Here is a 15,908-nt window from a genome sequence, read left to right as displayed (position 1 = left end):
ACTCAACTCACCAACCGTAAAACGATTGTAAGAGAGAGGGTTAAATAAAACAAAGCTTGGACGTGTCGGAAATTCCACAACTTATAAGCAATACTTCCGCAAGTCAAAGCGATTAATGCAGGATAACTTAGCTGTAGTAAAGGTAATAGAAGGAGACTGATATTTTCGAAGTTTAAAATAGAAATTAGGTATGAGGGTATCAGAGTGAAAATTACTGCATTAGAGTACGTCATTCTTTTTGATGAGATGATGCGGGCTAAAAAGTCAGCAAAGATCCCAACTAAAGCTATCTCTGTCGTTAAGCAAGCTACAAACACACATACACCGGTTAATAAACTATTTGGTCCGAGAGCAATAGCAGAAATTCTTCCTAGAATTTGTCCTTTACTTACATGGGCTAGCAAACCTGCGTGCCGAGAAGCACACAACGCAAATCCTAGATAAATTAATCCAAGAAGTGCTGCAGCCAAAGCAAAAGCTAAACCTAAAGTGCGTTTGTCTTTTTTGTTGATTTTTTGAAAGTTTAAAGGTGTTTCATCACTCGCCTCTCTATTTTCTAACAGTTGTCTTATAGAAATTACAACAATAGAGCAAAAGAAGAAAGCTGCAAGAAGGTCCATAGTATTGAAGCCTTCGATGATTCCTGCTGACCAAGCTTCTCTGGAACTTACTGATGTCATAAAGCTAGGATTTGCAGGAATGACCAATCCTTTAAAGATTATCCAAATTAGAGTAACTAACATTACGGGGAAAAATACAGACCCTAACCATTGGATAAGTTTACTGAATTTACAAGCAAATAGATAAATCAAAACACAACAAATCAAACTGAAAACAGGAAGATGAGGAATCCATGTTGTTTTTGAATCGGATAGCGACACTAGAGTAGCATGCGAAACGGCGATCGCTCTAGGTATCCCTCCAAAAGGACCTATCAAACATAGAATGGCTACGATGAAAAACATTCCGGGCATTTTTCCAATGGAAGAAAAAAAAGCTTTATAATCTCCGGAATATAATAACATACTGAATAAGCCCAGTAGGGGAACGCAGACTGCGCTAAGGATCATGCCGAAACAAGCAAACCAAGGGTGGGCATGGTAATGATAACCTAAGGCTAGTGGAAATACTATATTGCCCGCTCCAAAGAACATGGCGAAAATAGAGCCTCCTATCGACCAAACAGAGAGCTCTTTTTTAGAACTAGCCCTATGAGAAGCGTTTTTATTCATTATATTAAAAATTGCGATATCGAGGTAGTAAGTAGGTGCCCAGTCTAAAAGATTTCTACGTTAGAAAGCAAAGTAAATTTCATCCATGACATATACAGAGGAAAAACTTTATATGAAACTATTTCTATTTTTAAAAACAGAACATATTATTTCTTAGAGGGTTTTGTTTGTTTTTTTTTCATAAGATCTTCGGATTAAATATGCACATATTTTGCATTTATTTGTGTCGTGGTAGAGAGCAGGGCAGTACTCTCTGGCGTAGTAGATGAGTTGTAAATGGAGTTTTGGAGAGTTAGCTTCTCCGAAAAAAAGAACGAGATCTTTTTCTGCTGCTGAAGGACTGCGTTTATTAGAGATTCCCCAACGTTGGGATAATCTTAAGATATGTGTATCTACAGGAAAGGTCGGTATTTTATAAATAATTCCTAAGAAAACCGATGCAGTTTTCCTTCCCACTCCGGGCAATTGTGTTAATAGCTCTAGAGAAGCCGGAGGTTCCCCATGATATTTTTCTAACAATATCTGTGCTAAATGATGTAAGTAGGCAGCTTTTCTTCTGCCGAGGCCGCAAGGCGAGATGATGAAGTATAAGTCTTCTAAGGGGAGTTGCACTAAAGCCTGCGCATCAGGAGCAAGGGAGAACAACCTTGGGGTGACAGCATTTACAGCTTTATCGGTGGAATTTCCTGAAAGTACAATAGCCACAAGGAGCTGAAACGGAGTTTCCCACCCTGTTAACGACGGTTGTGGATCGGGGAAGAGCTCGTTCAAAGTAGAAAGAATAAAATTTTTAATGCAATCTCTATTTCCCAATACAAAACCTGCTAAAAATTTCTCCCAGTATGGTTTCATTAATTTCAGATCCAGAAAGATTTCCTGTAGTCTGCAGAGCTTGTCTTAGTTCTAAAGCAATAAACTCCGGGGGGGATTGACTCTGTAATCCTTCCTGGGCTGAGAGCAAATAGGTGCGCATGTGTTGCAGTATTGTATGGTGTCGCGAAGAAATAAGAAAGACTTTTCCATTCTTGCCCAACTGTTGTTTTTGCATCCATTGTTGGATAAATTGTTTGAGCTCAATCATGCCTGCGCCTGTTTTTGCGGAGACAGCTAATTGAGGTAAGGTGGTTTCAAGATGAGGTGGTGTCGCTAGGTCGGATTTGTTCCAAAGAAGAAGGGAAGGTTTGCGCATTAAGATTTCTGGAAGAGGTGGTGGAGGTTGTGAGGCATCCATAACCCAAAGAATGGCTTCGGACGCTTCCATGGCAGCTATGGCCCGCTCAATACCTTCTTGTTCTATAGGATTATGGGTTTCTCGCTGTCCTGCAGAGTCGATAAGTCGGATACGTTTTCCTTGTAACATCCAATTTTCTTCTAATATATCTCTTGTAGTTCCGGGGATATCCGTAACAATGGCGCGATTTTTATTCGTGAGTGCGTTAAGAAGAGAAGATTTTCCTGCATTAGGGTGGCCGGCTAATACAATACTCGTTCCTTGAGCTAACCTTTGCCCTTGATCAAAACTAGCAATGAGATCGTCGATGATCAATATCGCCTCGTGGAGTCGGTTCATCGGTTCTTGCATATCCGGCTGTTCTTCTTCAGGGAAATCTGCAAGAACTTCAATAAAGGCGAGAGATTCGATAATCAACGAAGAAATCTGTTGAACTTTCTTTGAGAAGTGTCCCTGGAAATGGTTCTGCGCTATATGGAAAGCGTCTAAATTATCAGCAGCAATAATATTTTGAATTGCTTCTGCTTGGATAAGATCAATTTTTCCATTGAGAAAAGCGCGTTGAGAAAATTCTCCAGGGAGAGCAGGGCGAGCTCCTTCGGCTATCAAAGCTGCTAAGATTTGAGAGCAGGAAAAATAGCCTCCATGACACTGGAGTTCGACAACATCTTCTCCCGTGAATGAACGCGGAGCTCGCATAATTAATAAAAGGGTTTGATCGATCTGCTGGCCATTGTAACTTACCGTACCTAGATGTGCTGTGTGGGAAGAAAACGACGGTACGGATCCGGAGAAAATTTTGTCTGTGATCTGAATAGCTTCTGGGCCCGATATACGGACAATGGCAATACTTCCCTCTCCGGGAGGTGTGGCTATCGCAGCAATAGTATCGTTTTTAATCATGAAAATGGATGAAAATAAAACTAACTTGAGAGTTAGGATATCAGGTTCCCCATTAAAGATGTAGGCAGGTTTTTTAACGATTTCTATTTAATTAGTTTGGAATATTTTTAATAAATTTCTATAGTCGCCTGTTTTGATCTCATAGGTCGAGGACAAGTGAAGAAACTGCAATACATTGATCGTTTAACTAATCAAAGAGTGACGGAATCCGTATGTTATGAAAAAACCATGACGTTTCTATATAGCTCTAAATTAGGGAAAAGACTATCCACACTATTATCTAGATCTCCCATTCTGTCACGTATCTATGGTTGGATTCAAAAACGTTCTTGGACACGTAGAAAAATCCCCGGATTTGTAAAGAGAAATCATATCAACATCAAAGACTTCAAAAAATCTCTTTCCGAGTTTTCCTCTTTTAATGATTTTTTTACTAGGGAGCTTCTCCCTGAAGCGCGACCCATTGCTCAAGGAGATAATATCTGTGTGACTCCTGTAGATGGTGCCTATCTGATTTACTCGAACATAGCTGAATTTGGAGAATTCGTTGTTAAATCCAAGCGTTTTTCTCTTTCAAAACTTTTAGGAGACCCTAGACTTGTTGAAAAATATGCTTCCGGTAGTGTGGTTTTTGCCCGTTTAGCTCTTTTTGATTATCACCGTTTTCACTTCCCAGTAGATTGCTTACCGGGGCCAACGCGCACTATCAACGGGTATTTATTTTCTGTACATCCGATGGCATTAAAAGATAATTTTAATATTTTTTGTGAGAATAAACGGACACTAACCGAGCTCAAAACAGAGGCGTTTGGAGATGTACTTTACCTAGAAGTCGGGGCATTAAATGTTGGCTCTATTATTCAAACCTACAAACCTGGGGAAAAGTATTCTAAAGGTGATGAGAAAGGCTTTTTTGAGATAGGTGGATCTACGGTGATTGTGTTATTTCAACCGGGATCTGTGCAATTTGACGCAGATTTATTGAAGAATTCGCGCATGGGATTGGAAACACGTTGCCTTATGGGACAATCTTTAGGGCGTTCTTTGAGAGAATAATTTTACAGACTTTAAAGGTTTTTTTTGGTATTGCAAAGAGAGAGAAAAGAGAGAGTTGGCGAATTATGTGGCTAGTCATCCTATGGGCTTTAGTTGCAAGTTTGACAACAGCTTTAGTTTTTAAAGTCTATTGTCACGTTTCCCGTTTCCGTCGTTATGCTATTCAGGTGATTCGCGAGGTTCATTTGAGCATGGAGCTGAAGGAATGGTCTGCCGCAGAACAAAAACTCTTGCCCATCTTAAAAAAACGTTGTTACCGTCGTCAGTGTTTATTTGATTATATGCGGATTCTTCGCAATTTGCGTCGCTTTGACGAGGTAGAAAAACTGTTAGACGAAGCACGAAGATTACATTTACGCGGTCCGCAATTTTTGTTAGAGATAGCCTACAAAGCATACCGTCATGGCGCGTATAAAGAATCTTGTCATGCCTTTTCTTTAGTTTCGAAAGAGATATTTGAAGAACAAGATGCCGCGAAGTATGCATCCGCTTTAGTGCATGTGGGGAACTTAGATGCGGCGTGTAGTGTCATTGAACCGTGGATTTCTCCTCTATCCCATCAAGAGACTTACATTACCGTCGGAGATATTTATTTTATATCTAAGCGGTACCAAGATGCTATAGAGTTTTATAATCGTGCCTATACTTTGGGCCCATGCCCTTTAAAAGTTATCTATAATTTGGCGCACTCTTCTCGTATTTGTGGTAATTATTTAGAAGCAGGGAAGCTATTTCGCAAGTTACTATCCGAGCCGACTTATAGAGAGGAGTCTCTATTCAACATTGGTTTATGTGAACAAAAACAAGGTCGATCTAAAAAAGCTTTACTGATTTATCAAAGCAGTGATTTGTGGTCCCGAGGCGATGCTTTATTGATGAAGCACGCGGCTTTAGCAGCCATGGATCAAGGTGATCACCACCTAGCTGAATATTGCTGGGGTTTAGCATTTCAGTGTTGTACATATGCTGAGGATTGGCAATGTAGTTTGGGTTATGGCTTTAGTTTATGTTGTTTGAAGAAATATTCTGATGCTGAAAAGATGTACCTTAAAGTGATTCAGAAGTTCCCGGATTGTCCTACAGCATGCAAAGCTTTGGCCTGGTTGTCAGGGGTCGGGTATGCATCAATAGTCACAGCAGAAGCTGGTTTAGAGTATGCAAAAAAGGCTCTGCACCTCAATCATTCCTCAGAAACTTTAGAATTATTGAGTGCTTGTGAAGCCCGTTCAGGGAATTTTGACGCTGCTTATGAAATACAAGCATTTTTGTCAGCTCAAGATGTTGCTTTGCAGCAAAAGAAGCGTCGTTCGCAAATTATGCGTAATTTACGACGCAAGCTGCCTTTGAATCATCAGCATGTTGTAGAAGTAGATACGCTACTTGCTGCTTAAATTCTTTTTTTATTTCTCTATCTTTGTGATAAAAGTTTTTTGTCTCCTTTTCTGGAGAAAGAAGAATATAAGAGAGGGAACTTTTGTTCCTTTTATTCACCATCATCGAGTATGGTATTAGCAGATGAGTTTTCGTAGGAATTAATAGATTATTTTCCAAGCAATTATATTAAATTAAGCGACGTATGTTAGATTTTCTTAAACGTTTCTTTGGATCTTCTCAAGAGCGCACCTTAAAAAAATTTCAAAAACTTGTGGATAAGGTCAACCTCTATGATGAGATGCTAGCTCCTTTGTCTGATGAGGAGTTACGTAATAAAACAGCAGAGTTAAAAAAGCGTTATCAGGACGGCGAATCCTTAGATGATATGCTTCCCGAGGCTTATGCCGTAGTGAAAAATGTATGCAGGCGTTTAACAGGAACTCCTGTAGAAGTGTCGGGTTATCATCAAAATTGGGACATGGTTCCCTATGATGTGCAGGTTCTCGGTGCTATAGCTATGCATAAGGGCTTTATAACCGAGATGCAGACAGGAGAGGGGAAAACTCTCACCGCTGTTATGCCTCTATATTTAAATGCATTGACAGGCAAGCCTGTGCATTTAGTCACAGTGAATGATTATCTCGCTCAAAGGGATTGTGAGTGGGTCGGCTCTATATTGCGTTGGTTAGGTTTAACTACCGGAGTATTGATATCAGGATCGCCTTTAGAAAAAAGAAAAGACATTTATCGTTGTGACGTTGTCTACGGTACAGCATCAGAGTTCGGGTTTGATTATCTCAGAGATAATTCTATTGCAACTTCTGTGGATGAGCAGGTGGGACGTGGGTTTTATTTTGCTATTATCGATGAAGTCGACTCGATTTTAATTGATGAAGCCAGAACTCCTTTAATTATTTCTGGTCCTGGGGAAAAACATAATCCTGTGTATTTCGAACTCAAAGATAAAGTGGCTGACCTCGTTCAGTTACAAAGGGAGTTATGTAACCAGTTAGCTCTTGAAGCTAGACGGGGACTAGAATTGTTCTTGGATATGGATATTCTTCCTAAGGATAAAAAAGTTATCGAAGCTATCTCCGAATTTTGCCGTAGCTTATGGTTAGTTAGTAAGGGAATGCCTTTAAATCGTGTTTTGCGTAGAGTGCGCGAACACCCAGATTTGCGAGCCATGATAGATAAATGGGATACTTATTATCATGCTGAGCAAAATAAAGAAGAGAGTATAGAGAAGCTATCTCAGCTGTATATCATTGTTGATGAACATAATAACGATTTTGAATTGACAGATCGTGGCATGCAACAATGGGTGGATAAGGCTGGAGGTTCTGCTGAAGATTTTGTCATGATGGACATGGGGCATGAATATGCTCTTATAGATGGTGACGATACCTTATCACCGACAGAGAAAATCAATAGAAAAATAGCTATTTCCGAAGAAGATACGAGGAGAAAAGCTCGAGCTCATGGCTTGCGCCAACTATTAAGAGCGCATCTTCTTATGGAACGCGATGTGGATTATATTGTTCGTAATGATCAAATTGTCATCATTGACGAACATACGGGCCGCCCGCAACCAGGTCGTCGTTTTTCCGAAGGACTGCATCAAGCCATAGAAGCAAAAGAACATGTCACTATCCGTAAGGAATCACAAACGTTTGCTACAGTTACCTTACAGAATTTCTTCCGTCTGTATGAAAAACTCGCAGGTATGACGGGAACAGCAATTACGGAATCTAAAGAGTTTAAAGAGATTTATAATCTTTATGTATTGCAGGTGCCCACGTTTAAAGAATGTTTGCGTGTAGATCACAATGACGAATTTTATATGACAGAGCGTGAAAAGTACCACGCGATTGTTAAGGAAATTGCCCGTATACATGCCGTAGGGAACCCGATTCTCATAGGAACGGAGTCTGTAGAGGTTTCTGAGAAACTTTCTCGTATTTTGAGACAAAATCGCATAGAACATACAGTGTTAAATGCGAAAAATCATGCTCAAGAAGCAGAGATCATTGCAGCAGCAGGAAAGCTGGGAGCTGTGACTGTAGCTACCAATATGGCTGGCCGTGGTACAGATATTAAGCTGGATGAAGAAGCTGTAGTTGTTGGAGGTCTCCATGTTATTGGTACGAGTCGGCACCAATCACGCCGTATAGATAGGCAGTTGCGCGGGCGTTGCGCACGTTTAGGAGATCCTGGTTCGGCGAAATTTTTCCTATCTTTTGAAGATCGCCTGATGCGCTTATTTGCATCGCCCAAGTTAAATGCCTTGATTCGTCATTTCCGTCCTCCTGAAGGAGAGGCTATGTCGGATCCTATGTTCAATAAGCTCATTGAAACAGCACAGAAACGGGTGGAAGCAAGAAACTATACTATTCGAAAGCATACTCTTGAGTATGACGATGTTATGAATAGGCAAAGGCAGACGATCTATGCTTTTCGTAATGACGTTATCCGCTCTGAAGATATCTTTGGTTTAGCTAAGGAAGCAATATCTCATGTTGCATTAATGATCGCTTCGTTGATAGTGAGCCGTGATCATCCTACAGGGAATTCTCTTCCTAGGCTGGAAGAATGGATGAACTATTCTTTCCCACTGCAATTGAATATTGAAGAATTGAAAAGATTGAAGTCTATAGATGCCATTGCCGAACGGGTTGCTGATGATCTCATAGAAGTTTTCCAGAATAAGTTTGCTTCTATGGTGCAGGAAATTACCGAAGCAGCCGGAGAAAAAGTCGATGCTAATGGTGTCTGTAAAGATGTTATTCGCTCGGTCATGATTATGCATATCGATGAGCAGTGGAAAATTCATCTTGTAGATATGGATTTATTACGTAGTGAAGTAGGTTTACGTACTGTCGGTCAGAAAGACCCTCTTATCGAATTTAAACATGAGTCGTTCTTACTATTCGAAAGTCTTATTCGCGATATTCGTATTGCTATTGTAAAGCATTTGTTCCGTTTAGAGTTGACGATGACTAGAGAACAGCGGCCTCAAAATGTCGTGCCTGTTGTTGCCACATCTTTCCAAAATAATGAAAATTTCGGTCCTTTGGAACTCACAGTTATCAGTGATTCTGACGATGAATAAAAAGAGCTTTAGGGCTGGGCTAGCTTCCAGCCTTTTCCCTTACGTTATTGATTTATAGTTTTAAATAAATACGGACCACTCAGACCAGGATTGTGTGTCGTGGTGGCGTATCCAAAATGTTCTGTGATTATCCTCAATCAGAAATTGTACATGATGATCGCGATTGCGTGTTGTCATGCAAATGATAATGTTGCTTAATGATTCCGATCCTTTCGGAAAATCTTTGGGGGCATTCACAAATGTTTCTACATTTGTATGAGAAGGAAGTCTGATTCTAATAAAGAGTTAAAGTCGTAAGTTTTGCTTTCGATAGTTTTTGGAGGAATATTGAACCACAGGTCCCATGTCCCGTTGAGACAACTACGCGTGTAGGCGTGATTGTCGTCACTAATGTAAAATTGGCGTATTACGCCTTTAAGGATCGATTCTCCAAGCACGATAAGGAGATCACCATTTTCTTTCTCTTCTTCAACATAAACACCTGTCTCTTGGTATTTGTCTAAGGAGAAAGCCTCTTCTGATTGGTACAGAAGCTGATCAAGTGAATGGTGGTAATCAGCTTCTGACATATCGTAACGATCATGGTTCATGGTTAAAGTCTCCAAGAAATAATTAATTTGTTATTATTATTTTTTTAATAATATTCATTTTTTAAACAAATTAATTTGTTCTTTTCGTTTTTTCTTTAAATTCTAAATCAAAAGGAACACCGTATAAATTAAATGCTGATTTTAAAGTATTTTTTAAATAACACTCGTAATGTTTAGTTAATAAGGACTTCGCATTAATAAATAGTAAGAACTGGAAGGGTGTTGCTGTTTTATGAATAGCGTAGTACACACGTAGTCTTCTTCCGTTAATGACTTGGGGATGATGTTTCTGTAGAGCTAGGGCGAGTGTTTTATTCACTACCGGCGTGGGGACTTTACTTGATACTGTTGTATGGAGTTCATCAATCGATGAGAAGATCTGACGTAGGTTGCGTTTTGTCGCCGCAGATATGCAAAGGATCTTCGATTGACCAATATACATATCTGTAGCACGTAAGTCGCGAATGTAATGTTCCATCCGCACGCCTTCAATCAAATCCCATTTGTTCACAAGAATGATGTGGGGCTTTTTCTGTTTAGATATCAGAGAAAGAATGCGTTTATCATAAGAAGATAGGTGATGCGTAGCATCAATGACGAGTAAGCAAATATCGGCACGCGCTATAGCTTTTTCTGTTCTGGAAGAAGAGATCCATTCTATAGAATTTTTCACGCTTTTCATTTTTCTCAGACCCGCGGTGTCTATAAATAGATACGACCGGTCATTATGAGAATAAAGAATATCGATATTGTCACGAGTAGTTCCAGGGACATTATCAATGATGCAACGCTCTTCATTTAATAGTGCGTTAATGATCGAGGACTTCCCGACATTAGGACGACCTATAAGAGCAATTTTTAGGGGCTTATCTGCTACTGAAGACTGGGAAAAGGCGGTGTCTTCGTCTTCGTCATCGGATAGAAATTCTTTGGTTTCTGGGAACTCCATGCCAGGAACTTCTTCCTCATGCATCTCCTCTCTAGGTTCCTCAACAACTTCAGGAACATTAGCGAGAGTTTTAATTTTGTGTATAAGCTTGTCGATATGTTTATCGTGACTTGCCGATACAGTAACAATCTCAGAGATTCCTATTTTGTATAGTTCATGAACACGGTATTCATCTTTTAGTGTATCTGCTTTATTTGCGACGAGGATCAAAGGTTTCTTTAAGTAGAGCAGCTGTTTCGCAATCTCTGCATCTAATTCTGTAATCCCACAGCGGATATCAATGACGAGCAGTAATATATCCGCTTCGTTTGCTCCAGCTAACGCCTGCTTGTAAATATGTTTTTGGAAGTGATCTTCAGAATCTTTATCTACTCCTCCCGTATCGATGACTTGTACAGGGATTCCCCATCCACGTATCTCTCCGTATAGTCGGTCTCGTGTCGTTCCTTCTTGTGAGTTGACTATAGCCAAAGATCGTTTGCACATGCGATTGAAAAGAGAAGATTTCCCTACATTGGGTCTTCCTAAAATAGCAATTCGTAGCATGATAAGCTCAATTAATCTAAGTTTTGAATAATTATAGGAAAAATAATAAGAGCTAAAAAATTAAATCTAAAGAAATAAAATTGATGACGTGTTTAAGGGAAAAGTTTATTTTGTGATTTATCTTACTTCCAGAACCCCTTTTCCTTTAGCAGGGTTAAAATTTTTTCTTTATCATGACACTCGTTTTCTATAGAAAGTATCTCGGCTTCTTTTAATAGATCTCCGAGTAGTCTGCCTGGTGCAATCCCCCTAGCGATGAGATCAGGAGCAGAAACTAAGGGCGACGCAGTTTTGATTCTCACAATGAATTGTTCTAAGCGTTCTTCTAGTTCTTGAACGCGGGCGATGAAATGTTGTTGTTGGGAAGGATCTTTTTGGGTTGCTGAAAATAGAGATAGAAATAGGTGTGCTGTCGGGGAGGCTAGAAAGTGCGCCCAGAACACACGATTATTACTGACATTCTGGAACTGAGGAAGTGCTTGATACCACAGTTGTATGAGTTTCAAATCTTTGTTTGAGATTCGTAAACGAGTAAAAGCTACACAAGCCGCTTCTTCGCTCACACCTTGAAATAGAGGAAGTAAAAAGCAAATTTCAGGGAAATCTAGCGGATTCAGTCTTTTAGCAAATTCGCTACTTGTGCGTAGTAAGCTTGGAGGAATATCCCGAAGCTCGGGGAAAATTATCGTCATGATTTTCAGCTGTATCAGCAAGGATAGAGCTTCGTAAGGATTTTTTTTCAGCATTTTCTTTAGTTCCTGCCAGATTCTTTCTGGAGATACGGAACATACCAACGAAGGGGCTTCCTTAATAATGGCACGTTCGGTAGCAGGATCTAAAGTAAATCCTAAAGAGGAACTAAAACGTATAGCACGTAATATACGGAGTTTATCTTCGGAGAAACGTAATTTAGGATGACCAATAGCACGTATGACACGCTTTTCGAGATCTCTTCTTCCTTCAACAAGATCATAGAGCTTTTCTTCAAAGGGATCGTAATACATCCCGTTTATTGTAAAATCACGGCGTAAAGCATCTTCTTTCATTGATGAAAATATCACACGTTCAGGATGCCGTCCGTCTGTATAATTTTCATCACTACGAAATGTAGCTACTTCGAATAAGCGGTTGTTTTCTTTAACGACGATAATACCGAAAGCGGCTCCTATGGCTAGTGTGTCAGGAAAGATAGTAGAAACAATAACGGGAGGAGCGCTAGTAGCTATGTCAATTTCTTCTATGGGCTTGCCCATGAGCATATCGCGAACACAACCACCAACAAAATAGGCTTGGTAGCCGGCATTACGCAATTTCAGGAGAATCTTTTTTGCAGCTTCTAGGGCGATTGTTGTCATTACATCCCTAAATAACGAAGAAGAGAAATTTAAGCTATAGCTTCTGGAGCTCTTCTGATAATTACCGGAGCTTTATTCTCTAAGATCGTGTCTTCTTGAATCTGTATAGCTTCTACTGTAGGATCAGAAGGGATCTCAAACATTAGATCTCGGAGTAAGTTTTCTAAAATCATACCTAAAGCTCTGGCTCCAGTTTTCGCCAGCTTGGCTTTTTTCGCTATAGCATACAGAGCTTCTTTTTCGAAGATCAACTTTACATTTTCTTCTGAGAATAACTCGATATACTGCTTCACAATGGCATTGGTGGGTTCGGTAAGAATAGCCACGAGTTCATCCAAGGAAAGCTCTTCGCAGTTCACAATACAATTGAATCGACCAACAAACTCAGGAATCATACCAAAAGCAATCAGGTCTTCTGTTTCTACTTTTGTGAGTAGGTGATCACGATCCTTTTGAGAGAAATCTCCGAGGTCATCAGAGAAACCTATGGTAGTTTTCCCTAAGCGTTTGGCGATAATCTTGTCTAAATTTACGAAAGCACCACCAACTATGAAAAGAATGTTCTCCGTATTTACACGGATATACTCTTGGTTAGGGTGTTTACGTCCTCCTTTAGGAGGGACATTGGCGGTAGTACCTTCTATAATTTTTAATAGAGCTTGTTGAACACCTTCGCCAGAAACATCTCGGGTGATGGAAACATTCGCTGTAGTTCTACCAATTTTATCAATTTCGTCGATGTAAATGATACCCCGTTCTGCTCTTGCGACATCGTAATCCGCAGCTTGTAATAGTCGTAAAACAATGTTTTCCACATCTTCGCCGACATAGCCCGCTTCGGTAAGCGTAGTTGCATCAGCAATTGTGAAAGGTACATCTAAGATTTTTGCTAAAGTTTTAGCAATAAGGGTTTTTCCCGATCCTGTAGGGCCCAAAAGCAAAACATTGGACTTTCCATAGCTGACGTGTTTGTTGTTTAATAAAGCACGTATACGTTTGTAGTGATTGTATACAGCGACAGCGATGGTTTTCTTTGCTCTTTCTTGACCGACAACATACTTATCAATATGTTTTTTGATCTCTTTTGGAGTGAGCACTTGAAGATCCGGATGCTGAGGGGCTGTTTCTGTGGATGCTCCTGAGGATGATGTAGATGTTGGCTTTTTATCTAAAATCCCTGAGCACAACTTAATACAGTAATCACAAATATAGACAGAGGGACCTGCTATCAATTTTTCCACATCTTTTTCAGAACGCCCACAAAAAGAGCAGATGGTGAGATTTTTTTTGTTCATAATGACTCTCTAGGAGATGGTGTCCTTATCTTTCGTGTCTTTTGCTGAAGAGACCACTTTATCAATTAAACCATAGGAGATTGCGTCTTCAGCTCCCATAAAGAAATCTCTTTCAGAATCTTCTATGATTTTTTCTACAGGTTGTCCTGTGCACTCGGAAAGAATGTTTGCAAGGTGTTTTTTTAATGTTAAGATTTCTGCAGCTTGTAACTGAATATCAGCAGAAGTTCCTATAATTCCTCCTGAAGGCTGATGGATCATCATCCGACTGTGAGGTAGAGCATAACGCTTACCTTTAGTCCCTGCAGAAAGTAGTAAAGCTCCCATAGAAGCCGCTTGACCTATGCAATAAGTATTTACATCACAACCTAAGAAACGAATAGTATCATAGATAGCCAATCCAGCTGTGATATACCCTCCTGGGGAGTTAATGAAAACTTTAATGTCCTTTTTAGGATCTTCGGACATGAGGAAAAGTAGTTGTGCTATGACGGTATTAGCGAGGGGCTCGGTAATTTCTTGGCCAATCATTACAATGCGATCTTTTAAAAGACGCGAGTAAATATCCATGGCACGCTCGCCACGACCTGTATCCTCGACCACATAAGGCACCAATGTCATTTGCATTTCCTCTCAAAATAGTTTCTTCTCCGCCTATATACCCAGAAGCGGAAAAGCAATTCCAACAATACACATATTTATTTTTTTATGCTGTTTTACTTGAAAACAAGCCTACACATTAAAATGTTGAATTCTATGTTTAAGACTTTCTTGGGTCAAGTGTTTTCCTCTAGCTCAATTATGCAGAGGGCGCTGTCGCTGATTCTTTTGCTTTGGCTAGAACTTTTTCCATAGCTTTATGGTAAGTTAAGCGATCACGAGCTGCCATCACTAATTCTTGTAAAGCTTCTTTAGAGATATCTCGAGGAGGCTGCATGCCATAACGTTCCCTAGAACATACATCCATCATATATTGAAGCTCTTCACGACTGATCACAAGCTTTTCATCATTGAAAATCTTATTCGCTAGGAAAAACAGTTTTAAAGTTTTTTTAGCTTCTAATTCCGCTTCTTTTAATAAATCTGATTTTTTATTTTCTAGTTCTTCATCAGAACAATATTGAATCAATCGAGCGTTGAGTAGTTTTGCTCTGGTTAGCATAGCTAAACGATCTTCTAACATCGATGTGGGAAGGTCGAAATCGATAATACTTGCCAAGGCATTTTCTGCCTCAGCAAAGCACTGTTGGTGTTGTCTATCTTTTGCTTGATTTTCTAATTGAATGCGTAGCTTTTTCTTTAAATCTTCTAGGGATTCAGCTTGTAGCTGACGAGCTTTATCATCATCAAGCTCAGGAGCAACAACTTCAATAACCGCGTTAACAGTAAAAGTTAAAACATCTCCGTTGAGGAATGATTGGATTTCGGGGGATGCGATAATTTCAGTCACACGGTGACCTGCAGAAATGCCTAGAAACTTAGTTTTGAAAGCGTCGGTCATTTCCTCTTCACAAAGTTTGAAGTATTTATTTTCAAAAATTGGTGTAGGGACGCCTTCTTCATTTTGTTTGGATACATGAAGAGATAGTGAGATGAAGTCGCCTTCTTGAGAAGTACGAGTTACAGGAGTTTTAGTTGCGAAGAAATAAGAAATATTCTGTAAGCCTTTTTCCATTTCTTCATCAGTAATATCTTTTACAGCAGGTTCTTCTGATAGGGAGAGTTTATCCCAAGGGATATCAGAAATCGTTGGGAAAGCCTCATAGGTAAAGTTGACTTGACCACCTTCATTGATATCTGCTTTTGTTACCGAAGTCGATTTGATAGCTTGTGGGGAAAGAGGTCTTCGGTCTCCCACAGAGGCTAAAGCCTGATAGGCTGATTGAATGAGTAGTTGATTTAATTCTTTAGTGACTTGGCTGGGGTAGCGAGAAACGATAATTCCGTCAGGAGCTTTGCCTTTGCGAAACCCTGGCAAAATGACATCTTTCTTTATCTTCTTTATAGCCTGTTTATGCAGCTTATCTAACAGTTGAGGTGTAGTTTTTACTTCAGCAGAAACAACACACCCAGGCTGTTCTTCTAAATTAACAGAAAATTGTTCGTTAGAAAAATTTCGCGACACAAGACTACCCTTTGAAGCTTTTCTGGAAGGAAAAGCGGGTGATGAGGCTTGAACTCACGACCTTCACGTTGGCAACGTGGCGCTCTACCACTGAGCTACACCCGCAAGAAAAGCAACATTCTAGATATTTGATGAGTTTT

At 39.8% G+C, this 15,908-nt stretch carries 11 protein-coding genes, 1 tRNA gene and 1 pseudogene; 3 read left to right on the top strand and 10 right to left on the bottom strand.

Features of this window, described 5'->3' with window-relative positions; all coding sequences use genetic code 11:
* Positions 1 to 2 precede the first annotated feature (2 nt).
* From brnQ to mnmE, 3 genes are all read right to left on the bottom strand, one after another.
* Positions 3 to 1,232 (bottom strand): branched-chain amino acid transport system II carrier protein, encoded by a 1,230-nt coding sequence (gene brnQ, locus CHAB577_RS04725; protein WP_011097410.1) that lies wholly within the window; start codon positions 1,230 to 1,232, stop codon positions 3 to 5.
* Between the two features lie 153 nt (positions 1,233 to 1,385).
* The gene (locus CHAB577_RS04720; RefSeq protein ID WP_011097409.1) at positions 1,386 to 2,045 is read right to left on the bottom strand and encodes an endonuclease III domain-containing protein; all 660 of its coding nucleotides are present in this window, start codon (positions 2,043 to 2,045) and stop codon (positions 1,386 to 1,388) included.
* Complete coding sequence (gene mnmE, locus CHAB577_RS04715) at positions 2,035 to 3,366, bottom strand: tRNA uridine-5-carboxymethylaminomethyl(34) synthesis GTPase MnmE (RefSeq protein ID WP_011097408.1); 1,332 nt, start codon at positions 3,364 to 3,366, stop codon at positions 2,035 to 2,037. The genes CHAB577_RS04720 and mnmE overlap by 11 nt, the downstream gene beginning before the upstream one ends.
* Before the next feature lie 156 nt (positions 3,367 to 3,522).
* Here mnmE and CHAB577_RS04710 point away from each other — a divergent pair, with 156 nt between their 5' ends.
* From CHAB577_RS04710 to secA, 3 genes are all read left to right on the top strand, one after another.
* On the top strand, positions 3,523 to 4,422 hold the full coding sequence (locus CHAB577_RS04710) for a phosphatidylserine decarboxylase (RefSeq protein WP_011097407.1): 900 nt from the start codon (positions 3,523 to 3,525) through the stop codon (positions 4,420 to 4,422).
* Between the two features lie 65 nt (positions 4,423 to 4,487).
* On the top strand, positions 4,488 to 5,813 hold the full coding sequence (locus CHAB577_RS04705) for a tetratricopeptide repeat protein (RefSeq protein WP_011097406.1): 1,326 nt from the start codon (positions 4,488 to 4,490) through the stop codon (positions 5,811 to 5,813).
* 185 nt (positions 5,814 to 5,998) lie between these two features.
* Positions 5,999 to 8,908 (top strand): preprotein translocase subunit SecA, encoded by a 2,910-nt coding sequence (gene secA, locus CHAB577_RS04695; RefSeq protein WP_011097405.1) that lies wholly within the window; start codon positions 5,999 to 6,001, stop codon positions 8,906 to 8,908.
* A gap of 60 nt (positions 8,909 to 8,968) precedes the next feature.
* On the opposite strand, the pseudogene CHAB577_RS04690 reads toward secA, so the two are convergent.
* The 7 genes and pseudogenes from CHAB577_RS04690 to CHAB577_RS04660 all read right to left on the bottom strand — a co-directional run bounded on the left by CHAB577_RS04690 (position 8,969) and on the right by CHAB577_RS04660 (position 15,873).
* A pseudogene (locus CHAB577_RS04690) lies at positions 8,969 to 9,498 on the bottom strand (hypothetical protein).
* A 70-nt stretch (positions 9,499 to 9,568) separates the two neighbouring features.
* Entirely contained in the window at positions 9,569 to 10,993 is a 1,425-nt protein-coding gene (der, locus tag CHAB577_RS04685; RefSeq protein ID WP_011097404.1) for a ribosome biogenesis GTPase Der, read from the bottom strand.
* A 122-nt stretch (positions 10,994 to 11,115) separates the two neighbouring features.
* Positions 11,116 to 12,348 carry a CCA tRNA nucleotidyltransferase gene (locus tag CHAB577_RS04680; RefSeq protein WP_011097403.1) on the bottom strand — a complete coding sequence of 411 codons (1,233 nt, stop codon included), beginning with the start codon at positions 12,346 to 12,348 and terminating at the stop codon, positions 11,116 to 11,118.
* A 29-nt stretch (positions 12,349 to 12,377) separates the two neighbouring features.
* Positions 12,378 to 13,643, bottom strand: coding sequence for an ATP-dependent Clp protease ATP-binding subunit ClpX (clpX, locus tag CHAB577_RS04675; RefSeq protein ID WP_086393205.1), 1,266 nt, complete (start codon positions 13,641 to 13,643; stop codon positions 12,378 to 12,380).
* 9 nt (positions 13,644 to 13,652) lie between these two features.
* The gene (locus CHAB577_RS04670; RefSeq protein ID WP_006343578.1) at positions 13,653 to 14,264 is read right to left on the bottom strand and encodes an ATP-dependent Clp protease proteolytic subunit; all 612 of its coding nucleotides are present in this window, start codon (positions 14,262 to 14,264) and stop codon (positions 13,653 to 13,655) included.
* A gap of 178 nt (positions 14,265 to 14,442) precedes the next feature.
* The gene (gene tig, locus CHAB577_RS04665; RefSeq protein WP_011097402.1) at positions 14,443 to 15,768 is read right to left on the bottom strand and encodes a trigger factor; all 1,326 of its coding nucleotides are present in this window, start codon (positions 15,766 to 15,768) and stop codon (positions 14,443 to 14,445) included.
* Positions 15,769 to 15,801: 33 nt separating this feature from the next.
* Positions 15,802 to 15,873 (bottom strand) — tRNA-Gly (locus CHAB577_RS04660).
* Between the last annotated feature and the right edge of the window lie 35 nt (positions 15,874 to 15,908).

It is taken from the genome of Chlamydia abortus (assembly GCF_002895085.1).
In the GTDB taxonomy this organism is placed as follows: domain Bacteria; phylum Chlamydiota; class Chlamydiia; order Chlamydiales; family Chlamydiaceae; genus Chlamydia; species Chlamydia abortus.
The sequence above is the reverse complement of the archived record's forward strand: the minus strand, read 5'-3'. Positions and strand labels throughout refer to the sequence as shown.

Excerpts from the sequence above, each read along its gene's own strand:
- CHAB577_RS04705 (WP_011097406.1), top strand. The coding sequence starts at position 4,488 with ATGTGGCTAGTCATCCTATGGGCTTTAGTTGCAAGTTTGACAACAGCT.
- brnQ (WP_011097410.1), bottom strand. The coding sequence starts at position 1,232 with ATGAATAAAAACGCTTCTCATAGGGCTAGTTCTAAAAAAGAGCTCTCT.
- clpX (WP_086393205.1), bottom strand. The coding sequence starts at position 13,643 with ATGAACAAAAAAAATCTCACCATCTGCTCTTTTTGTGGGCGTTCTGAA.
- secA (WP_011097405.1), top strand. The coding sequence starts at position 5,999 with ATGTTAGATTTTCTTAAACGTTTCTTTGGATCTTCTCAAGAGCGCACC.
- der (WP_011097404.1), bottom strand. The coding sequence starts at position 10,993 with ATGCTACGAATTGCTATTTTAGGAAGACCCAATGTAGGGAAATCTTCT.
- mnmE (WP_011097408.1), bottom strand. The coding sequence starts at position 3,366 with ATGATTAAAAACGATACTATTGCTGCGATAGCCACACCTCCCGGAGAG.
- CHAB577_RS04670 (WP_006343578.1), bottom strand. The coding sequence starts at position 14,264 with ATGACATTGGTGCCTTATGTGGTCGAGGATACAGGTCGTGGCGAGCGT.
- CHAB577_RS04680 (WP_011097403.1), bottom strand. The coding sequence starts at position 12,348 with ATGACAACAATCGCCCTAGAAGCTGCAAAAAAGATTCTCCTGAAATTG.